Source organism: Microbacterium ginsengisoli (assembly GCF_000956535.1).
GTDB lineage: Bacteria > Actinomycetota > Actinomycetes > Actinomycetales > Microbacteriaceae > Microbacterium > Microbacterium ginsengisoli.
The window spans coordinates 43,433-54,626 of the sequence record NZ_JYIY01000077.1; the positions used below are offsets into that span (position 1 = coordinate 43,433).

General features: G+C 70.2%; 12 protein-coding genes. 10 read left to right on the forward strand and 2 right to left on the reverse strand.

Going from position 1 to position 11,194, the window contains the following annotated elements; genetic code table 11:
* Window positions 1-460: 460 nt before the first annotated feature.
* Both pdxY and RR49_RS10635 read right to left on the reverse strand, forming a co-directional pair.
* Window positions 461-1,312, reverse strand: coding sequence for a pyridoxal kinase PdxY (gene pdxY, locus RR49_RS10630; RefSeq protein WP_045248062.1), 852 nt, complete (start codon window positions 1,310-1,312; stop codon window positions 461-463).
* Complete coding sequence (locus RR49_RS10635; protein WP_045248063.1) at window positions 1,309-2,649, reverse strand: aminotransferase class I/II-fold pyridoxal phosphate-dependent enzyme; 1,341 nt, start codon at window positions 2,647-2,649, stop codon at window positions 1,309-1,311. The genes pdxY and RR49_RS10635 overlap by 4 nt, the downstream gene beginning before the upstream one ends.
* A 62-nt stretch (window positions 2,650-2,711) precedes the next feature.
* Between RR49_RS10635 and pdxS the strand changes: the two genes are divergently transcribed.
* The 10 genes from pdxS (at window position 2,712) to secF (ending at window position 11,136) form a co-directional block, all read left to right on the forward strand.
* Window positions 2,712-3,635, forward strand: coding sequence for a pyridoxal 5'-phosphate synthase lyase subunit PdxS (gene pdxS, locus RR49_RS10640; RefSeq protein ID WP_200930901.1), 924 nt, complete (start codon window positions 2,712-2,714; stop codon window positions 3,633-3,635).
* Window positions 3,629-4,222 (forward strand): pyridoxal 5'-phosphate synthase glutaminase subunit PdxT, encoded by a 594-nt coding sequence (gene pdxT, locus RR49_RS10645; protein ID WP_211255163.1) that lies wholly within the window; start codon window positions 3,629-3,631, stop codon window positions 4,220-4,222. The genes pdxS and pdxT overlap by 7 nt, the downstream gene beginning before the upstream one ends.
* A gap of 46 nt (window positions 4,223-4,268) precedes the next feature.
* The gene (locus RR49_RS10650; RefSeq protein WP_045248066.1) at window positions 4,269-4,805 is read left to right on the forward strand and encodes a DUF1697 domain-containing protein; all 537 of its coding nucleotides are present in this window, start codon (window positions 4,269-4,271) and stop codon (window positions 4,803-4,805) included.
* 10 nt (window positions 4,806-4,815) lie between these two features.
* Window positions 4,816-5,574 (forward strand): YebC/PmpR family DNA-binding transcriptional regulator, encoded by a 759-nt coding sequence (locus RR49_RS10655; RefSeq protein ID WP_045248067.1) that lies wholly within the window; start codon window positions 4,816-4,818, stop codon window positions 5,572-5,574.
* 55 nt (window positions 5,575-5,629) lie between these two features.
* On the forward strand, window positions 5,630-6,193 hold the full coding sequence (ruvC, locus tag RR49_RS10660; RefSeq protein ID WP_045248068.1) for a crossover junction endodeoxyribonuclease RuvC: 564 nt from the start codon (window positions 5,630-5,632) through the stop codon (window positions 6,191-6,193).
* Window positions 6,194-6,238: 45 nt separating this feature from the next.
* A complete protein-coding gene (gene ruvA, locus RR49_RS10665; protein WP_045248069.1) occupies window positions 6,239-6,859 on the forward strand; it encodes a Holliday junction branch migration protein RuvA in 621 nt (206 codons plus the stop codon).
* Window positions 6,846-7,877, forward strand: a complete 1,032-nt coding sequence (gene ruvB / locus RR49_RS10670; protein WP_045248070.1) for a Holliday junction branch migration DNA helicase RuvB — start codon at window positions 6,846-6,848, stop codon at window positions 7,875-7,877. Before ruvA ends, ruvB begins: the two co-directional genes overlap by 14 nt.
* A 76-nt stretch (window positions 7,878-7,953) precedes the next feature.
* Window positions 7,954-8,400 (forward strand): preprotein translocase subunit YajC, encoded by a 447-nt coding sequence (locus RR49_RS10675; RefSeq protein ID WP_045248071.1) that lies wholly within the window; start codon window positions 7,954-7,956, stop codon window positions 8,398-8,400.
* A 37-nt stretch (window positions 8,401-8,437) separates the two neighbouring features.
* Entirely contained in the window at window positions 8,438-10,147 is a 1,710-nt protein-coding gene (gene secD, locus RR49_RS10680) for a protein translocase subunit SecD (protein ID WP_045248072.1), read from the forward strand.
* Window positions 10,147-11,136, forward strand: a complete 990-nt coding sequence (gene secF / locus RR49_RS10685) for a protein translocase subunit SecF (RefSeq protein ID WP_045248073.1) — start codon at window positions 10,147-10,149, stop codon at window positions 11,134-11,136. Before secD ends, secF begins: the two co-directional genes overlap by 1 nt.
* The last annotated feature ends 58 nt before the right edge of the window (window positions 11,137-11,194 follow it).

Genomic DNA, 11,194 nt, shown 5'->3' on the forward strand with positions numbered 1-11,194 from the left:
GGCACCCCGATCGCCGCCGCCGTCACCGGGTCGAGCCCGTCGGGCACCGGCACGCTCTCGGCACCGCGCAGCGGCACGACGTCGGCGAACGTGCCGAACGGCGCGGGCGGCGCGCTCACGTAGAGAAGCCCGCCCGCGGCATCCTGCACCACGCCGGAGAGGCCGGCGACGGCGCCCGGTGCGAGCGGGCGGAAGGGCATGGTCCCGGTGGCGATCACCCGGTCGACGGGGTTCACCGCCGCCGCGACGAGCGTCGCCGGCGTCGCATCAGCCGATGGCTCGTCGATCTCGGTGAGCACGATGCCGCCGGTGGCGGCGAGGGTGAGGGCGCGCATGTCGGCACCTGCCTTCCGGCCGCCCGTCGGGTGCGGCGGCCGGATTCATCGTCGATCCGGCGCCCCGGCGCCACAAGAATCGGAAAACGATCGCGGCCATCACCGAATGTGATGGATGCCGAGGCTCACCGCACGCGCGCGACGTCGAACTGCAGACGGGGGTGGGCGTACGCCTCCTGCGACTCGACGAGCAGCAGCTCCCGAGATCCCGCGTCGTGCGTGCGCTGCAGCAGATCGAAGACGCTCGACGTGGTGCGCGCAAGCGCGGCCTGCGCATCGCCGGTCGCGCGGTAATGCGCGGTGAACAGGGCCGCCGTCACATCGCCCGACCCGTTCGCCTTCATGCCGATCATGGGCGTCTGCACGAGCCAGGCGCCGTCCCCGTTCACGACGAGCATCTCGATCGTGCCCTCCGGGCGGTCGGGGCGGGCGACGCTCGTGACGAGCACGGTCTCGGGGCCGGAGGCCCGCACGAGGTCGGCCGCTTCGAGCGTCGAGGCGATCGTGTCGGGGGAGGTGCCCGTGAGGAATCCCAGCTCGAACTGGTTGGGCGTGACGAGGTCGGCGGCGGGCACGACCCGGTCGCGCAGCAGATCGGGGATTGCGGGGGCCACGAAGCATCCCGACACGGCGTTTCCCATCACCGGGTCGCAGGCGTAGATGGCGTCGGGGTTCGCGGCCTTGACCCGCGCGACCGCGTCGAGGATGACATCGGCGATGCCCTCGCTGCCCTGATAGCCCGACAGCACTACGTCGATCTCGGGGAAGACCCCGCGCTCCTCGATGCCGAGGATCACCTCGTGCACGTCGCTCGGGGCGATGAGCGGACCCCGCCAGGAGCCATACCCGGTGTGGTTCGAGAAGGTCACCGTGTACACCGGCAGCACCTCGACACCGATGCGCTGCAGCGGGAACACGGCGGCCGAGTTGCCGACGTGCCCGTGGGCCACGGCCGACTGGATCGAGAGGATCTTCATCCGTCGATCCTCGCATCCGCGGCGCGCGCCGCGACGACGGCCGCGGCGACGTCGTCCGCGAGGCGCTCCTGATCGGCATCGTCAAGCTCGTGCACCGTGAGACGAAGAGCGGATGCCGCACCCCCGCCGGCCAGCTCGAACTCGTCGCCCGGCCGGGCGAGCCACCCGCGACGCATGAGCCCTTCGGCGACGGGGCGGGCCGCGGCATCCGTCGTCACCCACACGTTGAGTCCGTCGGAGGGCGGCACGACGATGCCGCGGTCGGCGAGCCGGGCGATGAAGGCGGCGTTGCGCGAGGCGTAATGCGCGCCGGCCGCGTCGATCTGCGCGCGCACCGCCGGGTCGATGAGGAGGGCGTGCGCGAGGCGCTGCAGCAGGTGACTGACCCAGGTGGTGCCGGGGCTCAGCCGCAGGGCGAGGCGTTCGGCGGTGTGCGGGTCTGCGGCTGTGATGGCCAGCCCCATGTCGGGCCCCAGGAACTTCGAGACCGAGCGGATGAGGGCCCAGCGCTCGTGGGCGGGGGAGATGAGCGAGTGGAACGGGCGGGTGGAGAGCAGGGAGAAGTGATCGTCCTCGATGATGAGCACGTAGGGGTGCTCGGCGAGCACCTCCCGAAGTTGCGTCGCGCGCGCGGCGCTGAGACTCGCGCCGGTGGGGTTCTGCGCGCGGGGGGTGTGCACGACCGCCCGCACGCCCGCGGCGAGCGCGGCCCGGAGTCCGGCCACAGTCATGCCCTCCTCGTCGACCGGGACGGGCACGGCCCTGTAGCCGCCGAGGCGCACGATGTTCAGGCTCGACAGGAAGCACGGGTCTTCGAGCGCCACCGCGTCGTCGCGGGCGAGGGTCTGCGAGAGCAGGCGGTCGATCGCGTCGGACGCGCCGCCGGTGATCGTGAGGCGGATGTCGCGCGCCTCCGGCAGCGCCTCGGTCATCCAGTCCCGCGCCCACGCCTCGAGCGCACGGTCGATGACCGGCTCGCCGTAGAGCACGGGGCGTCCGCCGACGCGTCGGAGGGCCTCGGTCGGGTCGGGGATGAGTCGCGGGTCGGGGTTGCCCGTGCCGATGTCGCGCAGCACGGTGTCGGCGGCGTAGCCCTCCTGCGCGATGCGGGTGCGCGCGGCGATGCGGGTTCCGGCGCGCCCCCGCGAGACCACGACCCCCGCCAGAGCGAGCTGCCGGTAGGCGGCGACGACGGTGTTGCGGTTCACGCCGAGCGTGTCGGCGAGGGTGCGCACAGGCGGCAGCAGCGCGCCGGGGACGCGATCGCCTCGCTCGACGAGCGTGCGCACGCTGTCCGCGATCTCGGTCGCGGTGGTGCCCGTGATGCCTGTCGTCATGTGTGACCCCCTCGCAGCAAGCCTAAGCGCCAGTCGTGTTACATTTCGGCCTAGGCCAAAACATGGCGTCATCCGGACGCCCGAAGGAGCAGACCGTGACCACTCCCACCATCGGTTCCGACCGCGTCAAGCGCGGCCTCGCCGAGATGCTCAAGGGCGGCGTCATCATGGACGTCGTCACCGCCGAGCAGGCGCGCATCGCCGAGGACGCCGGCGCCGTCGCCGTGATGGCGCTCGAGCGGGTGCCCGCCGACATCCGCGCCCAAGGCGGCGTCGCCCGCATGAGCGACCCCGACCTCATCGACGACATCATCGCGTCGGTCTCCATCCCGGTCATGGCGAAGGCGCGCATCGGGCACTTCGTCGAAGCGCAGGTGCTGCAGCAGCTCGGCGTCGACTACATCGACGAGTCCGAGGTGCTCTCGCCCGCCGACTACGTCAACCACATCGACAAGTGGAAGTTCACGGTGCCCTTCGTCTGCGGCGCCACCAACCTCGGCGAGGCATTGCGTCGCATCAACGAGGGCGCGGCCATGATCCGCTCCAAGGGCGAAGCCGGCACGGGCGATGTGTCCGAGGCGACCAAGCACATCCGCAAGATCACGAGCGAGATCAACGTGCTGCGCTCTCTCACCAAGGACGAGCTCTACGTCGCCGCGAAGGAGCTCCAGGCGCCCTACGAGCTGGTCGCCGAGATCGCCGAGACCGGCACGCTCCCGGTCGTGCTCTTCACCGCCGGCGGCGTCGCCACCCCCGCGGATGCAGCCATGATGATGCAGCTCGGTGCCGACGGCGTGTTCGTCGGCTCCGGCATCTTCAAGAGCGGCAACCCGGCCGAGCGCGCCGCCGCCATCGTGAAGGCGACCACGTTCTACGACGACCCGGCCGTCATCGCCGAGGTCTCGCGCGGACTCGGCGAGGCGATGGTCGGCATCAATGTCACCGACCTGGCCGCACCGCACCGCCTCGCCGAGCGCGGCTGGTGACCAGCCCGCGCATCGGGGTGCTCGCGCTCCAGGGCGACGTGCGCGAGCACGCCGTCGCCCTGGCGGCGCTGGGGGCGGATGTCGCCAGGGTGCGGCGCCCCGACGACCTCGCCGCCGTGCAGGGGCTCGTGATCCCGGGCGGCGAGTCGAGCGTCATCGACAAGCTCGCCCGCGCCTTCGAGCTGCACGACCCCCTGCGCGAGGCGATCGCCGGAGGGCTCCCGGTGTACGGCACCTGTGCCGGCCTCATCCTGCTCGCCGAGCGCATCGTCGACGGCATCGCCGGGCAGCAAACCTTCGGCGGCCTCGACGTGACGGTGCGCCGCAACGCGTTCGGCAGCCAGGTGGACTCGTTCGAGACCGACCTCGAGGTGCCCTCCCTCGGCGCACCGCCTGTGCACGCCGCGTTCATCCGCGCACCGCTCATCGAACAGGTCGGCGCCCGGGCCGAACCGCTCGCCCACCTCTCTGACGGGCGGGTCGTCGCCGTGAGGCAGGGCCCCCTGCTCGGCACGTCGTTCCACCCCGAGGTCACGGGGGAGCTGAGGTTCCACCGCCTGCTGCTCGACGCCGTCGCGGCGGCGTGAGCCGCGGCATCCGTTCGATGTCGTCCCCGCCGCGTAGTCTCGCGACGTGACCAGCTGGATCGCCCTGCTGCGCGGGGTCAACGTCGGCGGCGCGACCGTGCGCAACGCCGAGCTGCGCGAGATCGTGACGGGCATCGGGGGCACTGACGTCGTGCCGGTGCTCGCGAGCGGCAACGTCGTGTTCGACCACCCGACCGAGCGAGCGGATGCCGCGGCTCTCCGCGCGAGGCTCGAGGCGGCGCTCGGACGCCACTACGACTACGACGCGCACCTGCTGCTCGTTGCCCGGGAGGCCGTCGAAGAGGCGATCGGCGGGTTCCCGTTCGCGGCCGACGACACCGCGCGTCAGCCGTGGGTGATCTTCTGCGACACCGCGCAGACCGCGGCATCCCTCATCGACGAGCCCCGCGACGACGACCTCGATCCGGTCGCCCGCGTCGGCGCCGTCGTGTACTGGAACCCACCCAAGGGGCGTTCGACCGACACCCCCTTCGCGAAGGCGGTCGCGCGTCGCACCTGGCGGGAGCGCACCACGACGCGCAATCTCCGCACCCTCGTGAAGATCCTCGCCACACGCCCGTAAACTGGAATCTATGTCCGGACACTCCAAATGGGCCACGACCAAGCACAAGAAGGCGGTCGTCGACGCCCGCCGCGCGAAGTCGTGGGCGAAGCTCATCAAGAACATCGAGGTCGCAGCCAAGCTCGGCGGTGCCGACCTGCAGGGCAACCCGACCCTCTTCGACGCGGTGCTCAAGGCCAAGAAGACCTCGGTGCCCAAGGACAACATCGACCGCGCGATCAAGCGCGGCGCCGGCATCGGCGGCGAGTCGGTCGAGTACTCGTCGATCATGTACGAGGGCTACGGTCCCAACGGCGTCGCCCTCATGATCGAGTGTCTGACCGACAACAAGAACCGCGCCGCGGCCGAGGTGCGCACGGCACTCAGCCGCAACGGCGGCACCCTCGCGGACCCCGGTTCGGTCGCCTACAACTTCTCCCGCAAGGGCGTCATCGTCGTCTCTGACGAGGGCACGACCGAGGATGACGTCATGCTCGCGGCCCTCGAGGCGGGCGCCGAGGAGATCGAGCCCCACGCCCAGGGCTTCGAGGTCATCACCGAGGCATCCGATGTCGTGGCCGTCCGCAGCGCGCTCGTCGACGCCGGCATCGAGTACGAGTCGGCCGACGTCGAGTTCGTCCCGACCCTCAAGGTCGAGATCGACGCCGAGACCGCCCGCAAGGTGTTCCGCCTCATCGACGCCCTCGAGGACAGCGACGACGTGCAGAACGTCTACTCGAACTTCGACCTCACCGCCGAGGTGCAGGCCGAGCTCGAAGAGGACGAGTGATCGCACGCGGGCGCGCCGCTCGAGCGCCGCGACCCGCGATCGTTAGCGTGGGGGAGTGACCACCCCTTCGCTGCGCGTGCTCGGCATCGACCCCGGCCTCACCCGCTGCGGCGTGGGCGTGGTGGATGTCGCTCCCGACCGCTCTGCGCGCCTCGTACACGTCGGGGTCGTGCGCTCCTCACCCGACCTCGCGATCGAGCGGCGCCTGCGCCTCATCGCCGACGGCGTCCGCGAGGTCGTCGCCGTCCATCAGCCCCACGTGGTCGCCGTCGAGCGCGTCTTCGCCCAGCACAACCGGCACAGCGTCATGGGCACGGCACAGGCGAGCGGCATCGCGCTGCTCGTCGCCGCCGAGTTCGGCCTCGAGGCCGCGACCCACACGCCGTCCGAGGTGAAGGCCGCCGTCACCGGCTACGGCTCAGCCGACAAGGCGCAGGTGCAGGCGATGATCGCGCGCCTGCTGCGCCTCGACTCACCCCCGCAGCCTGCGGATGCCGCGGACGCCCTGGCCCTCGCGCTCTGCCACGCCTGGCGTCGCGGCCCCGCCGCCCCTGGGGCATCCGCCCTGACGCCGGCGCAGCGCGCCTGGGCCGACGCCGAGCGCCGCGCCCGCCGCTAGCGTGTCGCTCGAACATATCTGCGAACCGTCTCGTAGGGTGGAGCCATGATCGCTTCCGTGCGCGGCTCCGTGCTGTACGTCGACGGCGACACCGTCGTCGTCGAGACCGGCGGCGTCGGCTACGCCGTCGCAGTGACGCAACCCGTCGCCCACAGCCTGACTCCCGGCGCCGAGGTGCTGCTGCACACGCATCTCGTCGTGCGCGAAGACGCGATGCAGCTCGTCGGGTTCACCGAGCGCGCCGAGCTCGTCGTGTTCCTGGCGCTCCTCGGCGTCTCCGGCGTCGGCCCGAAGTCGGCCCTCGGCGTGCTCTCGCACCTGTCGATCGACCAGATCGCCGCCGCCGTCGCCGCCGAGGACGACGCGCCGTTCCGGCGCGTCTCCGGGATCGGCCCGAAGACGGCGAAGCTCATCGTCGTGCAGCTCGCCGGGCGCCTCGCCCCGCCGTCAGCTGCCTCGACCTCTCCGACGGGCGGGGGAGACGCCGCGCTGCTCACCCAGCTCACCGCGGCCCTGAACGGTCTCGGCTGGAACGACCGGGTCGCACAGGAGACCGCGACATCCGTCATCGAGAGCGCGCCCGCGACCGAACGCAGCGTTCCCGCCCTGCTCCGGCTCGCCCTCGCCGAACTCGGGCCCGCGCGAGGGGAGCATGTGCGTGGATGAGGTGAACCCGCAGGCGGTCGATGAGACCGAGCTCGCCATCGAGGGCGCACTGCGCCCGACGTCGCTCGCCGAGTTCATCGGGCAGCCCAAGGTGCGCGGGCAGTTGCAGTTGCTGCTCGATGCCGCCCGCATCCAGGAGCGGCCCGCCGATCACATCCTGCTCGCCGGCCCCCCGGGGCTCGGCAAGACCACCCTCGCGATGATCGTCGCGCACGAGAGCGGGCGTCCCCTGAGGCTCTCGAGCGGCCCCGCGATCCAGCACGCGGGGGACCTCGCGGCGCTGCTGTCGAGCCTGCAGCCGGGGGAGGTCCTGTTCATCGACGAGATCCACCGGATGGCCCGTTCGGCGGAGGAGATGCTGTATCTCGCGATGGAGGACTTCCGCATCGACATCATGGTGGGCAAGGGCGCCGGCGCCACCTCGATCCCGCTCGATCTCGCCCCGTTCACGCTCGTGGGCGCGACGACGCGCTCCGGCATGCTGCCGAACCCACTGCGCGACCGGTTCGGCTTCACCGCCCATCTGGAGTACTACGACCCCGCCGAGCTCGAACGCGTCGTCGAGCGCTCGGCAATCGTGCTCGGGGTCGAATTGTCCGCCCGCGCGCGCGCCGAGATCGCCCGCCGCTCCCGGGGGACACCCCGCATCGCGAACCGACTGCTGCGCCGCGTACGTGACTACCTGCTTGTACACGGCGGCGCGGGCACGGATGTCGCGGCCGTCGGCGCCGCGCTCGAGCTCTACGACGTCGACCCGATCGGTCTCGATCGGCTCGACAGGGCGGTGCTCGACATTCTGATCCGCCGGTTCGGCGGCGGGCCCGTCGGCCTCGGCACCCTCTCGGTGACGGTCGGAGAGGAGGCCGACACGATCGAGTCGGTCGTCGAGCCCTACCTCGTGCGCATCGGACTCATGGGTCGCACGCCCCGCGGGCGCGTCGCCACGCCCGAGGCGTATGCCCATCTCGGTGTGGCCCCGGCACATGCGACCGGAACGCTCGATATGGATGACCTATAATCGCTGAAGGCTTTCGCCGCCCTCTCCCTACGGCGCCCATCTTGAGTGCGCCTCATCTGAAAGGCTCCGCGCCCGCATGGACTTCGGCACGTTCTTCAGCAACTACGGCCTGCTCATCCTGCTCGTCCTGCTCCTGGTCTTCATGTTCTGGAGCTCCCGACGCCGCATGCAGAAGCAGAAGGCCGAGGTCGAGGCCCGCGCGCGTCAGACCGTCCCCGGCGCCAAGGTGCTGCTGCAGGGAGGCCTGTACGGCACCATCGTGACCTTCGACTCCGACAACCTCGACCAGCCGGCCGTGGTCTCGATCGCCCCCGGCGTCGAGATCGAGGTGCACAGCCAGGCTATCCTTCGCGTCGTCGACCCGATCGACGAGGTCGTCACCGAGGACGAGTACCTCGAGGCCGAGGCCACCCACGACGAGTACGAGGCCGGCGTCGCCAGCGGCGAGATCTCCTCGATCAGCGACGACCAGAAGAAGGCCGACGACGCCGACGACGAGAAGAAGAACGGCACCGACGCCTGACACGGTGCCCGCGCACCCCTTCCGAAAGACCTGATCAGTGGCGACATCCACCCCCGTCAAGCACGCCTGGCGTGCCCTCATCGGCCTGCTGGCCGTGATCGCCGTGCTGTTCGGCATCAACGCCCTCGGCGTCTACGTGTTCCAGAAGTCGTCGTGGGCCCCGCAGCTCGCGCTCGACCTCCAGGGCGGCACGCAGATCATCCTGCAGGCGCAGACCGTCGACGGCGCGGCACCCACCGACACGCAGATGAACCAGGCGGTGTCGATCATCCGCCAGCGCATCGACGCGTCGGGTGTGTCCGAGGCATCCGTCTCGACAGAGGGCGGCCGCAACATCGTCGTGCAGATCCCCGGAACGGCGGACGAGCAGACGCGACAGCGCATCGAGGCCTCGGCCCAGCTGCAGCTGCGGGCCGTGCTGTACACGTCGGCCGACGTCACCGGCAGCTTCACCGGACAGGACGGGAACCAGACGCCCTACCCGACGCCCGCGCCCACCCTGCAGTCCACCCCGACCGCGTCGCCCACGAGCGGCAGTGACACCTCGTGGATCACCCCGGCGCTGCAGGCGGAGTATCAGGCCTACAACTGCTCGGCGACGACGAACGACCCCGCGAACGCGCCCAAGGACAAGCCGCTCGTCACCTGCGACTCGACCAACACCGCGAAGTACATCCTCGGGCCCGTCGAGCTCGACGGCTCCGCCATCACCGACGCCAGTGCCGGTCTGAACACGCAGAACGGCCAGTGGGTCGTGAACCTCGTGTTCAACGGCGAGGGAACCCAGACCTTCGGCGACATCAGCAAGCGCCTCTACAGCCAGACGGCGCCGCTCAACCAGTTCGCCTTCGTGCTGGACGGATCCGTTCTCTCCGCCCCCAGCATGAACGCCGTGATCACCGACGGCAAACCGCAGATCTCGGGCTCGTTCACGCAGGAGAGCGCGACCACGCTCGCCGACCAGCTCAAGTTCGGTGCTCTGCCGCTGAGCTTCTCGGTGCAGAGCTCCGACACCATCTCGGCGACCCTCGGCTCACAGCAGCTCATGATCGGTCTGATCACGGGACTCATCGGTCTGGCGCTCGTCGCGATCTACTCGCTCATCGTCTACCGGGCTCTCGGCTCGGTGATCATCGCCTCCCTCGCGGTGATGGCGGTCATCACGTACGCGGTGCTCTGCATCCTGGCGTGGCGCATGGGCTTCCGCCTGTCTCTCGCCGGTGTCGCCGGTCTGATCGTGACGATCGGCTTCACCGCCGACTCGTTCATCGTGTACTTCGAGCGCATCCGAGACGAGCTGCGCGACGGCAAGTCGATCACCTCCGCCGTCGAGGACGGCTGGGGCCGGGCGAAGCGCACGATCTACATCTCGAAGTCGATCAACGTGCTCGCGGCCGTCGTGCTCTACATCCTCGCGGATGCGACGGTGAAGGGCTTCGCGTTCACGCTCGGCATCACGACCGCGATCGACGTGCTCATCTTCATCCTGTTCACGCACCCTGTCATGCAGCTGCTGGCACGCACCCGGTTCTTCGGCTCGGGGCACCCGCTCTCGGGTCTCGACCCCGAGGCGCTCGGCGCCGTCTACCGCGGCCGCGCCCAGTTCCGCGCCCCGGCAGCGGCGACCGCCGGGCGTTCGGCGAAGTCGCGCAAGGAGGCGGAGCGCCGGCAGACGATCGCCGAGCGAAAGCGCGCGGCCGAACTCGGCGGCGGGACCACGACCGCGACCAAGGAGGGAGACGACTGATGCGCTCCATGAATCAGCTCGGAAACGACCTCTACACCGGCAAGACGTCCTTCCCCTTCGTCGGCCGTCGTCGTGTGTGGTTCATCATCGCGGCGGTGCTCGTGATCGCGTCGGTGCTCGTTCCCCTCGTGCGCCCGATCCACTTCTCGATCGAGTTCACCGGCGGCTCGCAGTTCACCGTGAGCGGTCTGACGAACCCCGATCAGCTCACCGCGACGAACGCCGTCAACGGTGTCGTCCCCGGCTCGGTCTCGAGCGTCACCACGGTCGGGGGCACCTCGGTTCAGGTCGAGACGAACCAGATGACGCCCGAGCAGACCCAGCAGGTCAGCCAGGCGCTCGCCACGGCGTTCGACGTGCCGCAGACCGACGTCACCGACTCGTTCATCGGTCCGGCGTGGGGCGCGGATGTCACGCGCCAGTCGCTCTGGGGACTCGCGATCTTCCTCGCGCTGACGTTCCTCATCCTCGCGCTCTACTTCCGCACGTGGAAGATGTCGGCCGCGGCCGTCATCGGCGTGGTGGACGTGCTGGTGATCACGATCGGTATCTACGCGGTCTGCGGCTTCGCGATCTCGCCCGCCGCGGTGATCGGATTCCTCACGATCCTGGCGTACTCGCTCTACGACACGACAGTCGTGTTCGACAAGATCCGGGAGAACACGCGCGAAGGCGGTGAGGCGGCCGGTCGCCTGTTCGGCGAGTCGGTGAACCTGGCGGTCAACCAGACCCTCATCCGTTCGGTCAACACGACCATCGTCGCGGTGCTCCCGACCGGTGCGATCCTGTTCATCGGCGCGTTCTGGCTGGGTGCACAGACGCTCACCGACATCTCGCTGTCGATCTTCGTCGGAACGATCGTGGCTGCCTACTCGACGATCTTCGTGGCGGCGCCGCTGTACTCGCTGTTCCGTGAGAACGAGCCGAAGGTCAAGGCGCGCGACGCCCGCGTGCGCGCCTCTCGCAGCAAGGCAGCGGTCGCCGCCTGAGCGGCCGTCCACCTCGGCAGCGGGCGTAGGATGATCCGATCCGGCGAAGGGCGGTGAG

Excerpts from the sequence above, each read along its gene's own strand:
- pdxY (WP_045248062.1), bottom strand. The coding sequence starts at position 1,312 with ATGAAGATCCTCTCGATCCAGTCGGCCGTGGCCCACGGGCACGTCGGC.
- RR49_RS10635 (WP_045248063.1), bottom strand. The coding sequence starts at position 2,649 with ATGACGACAGGCATCACGGGCACCACCGCGACCGAGATCGCGGACAGC.
- pdxS (WP_200930901.1), top strand. The coding sequence starts at position 2,712 with ATGGCGTCATCCGGACGCCCGAAGGAGCAGACCGTGACCACTCCCACC.
- RR49_RS10655 (WP_045248067.1), top strand. The coding sequence starts at position 4,816 with ATGTCCGGACACTCCAAATGGGCCACGACCAAGCACAAGAAGGCGGTC.
- ruvA (WP_045248069.1), top strand. The coding sequence starts at position 6,239 with ATGATCGCTTCCGTGCGCGGCTCCGTGCTGTACGTCGACGGCGACACC.
- ruvB (WP_045248070.1), top strand. The coding sequence starts at position 6,846 with ATGTGCGTGGATGAGGTGAACCCGCAGGCGGTCGATGAGACCGAGCTC.
- RR49_RS10675 (WP_045248071.1), top strand. The coding sequence starts at position 7,954 with ATGGACTTCGGCACGTTCTTCAGCAACTACGGCCTGCTCATCCTGCTC.
- secF (WP_045248073.1), top strand. The coding sequence starts at position 10,147 with ATGCGCTCCATGAATCAGCTCGGAAACGACCTCTACACCGGCAAGACG.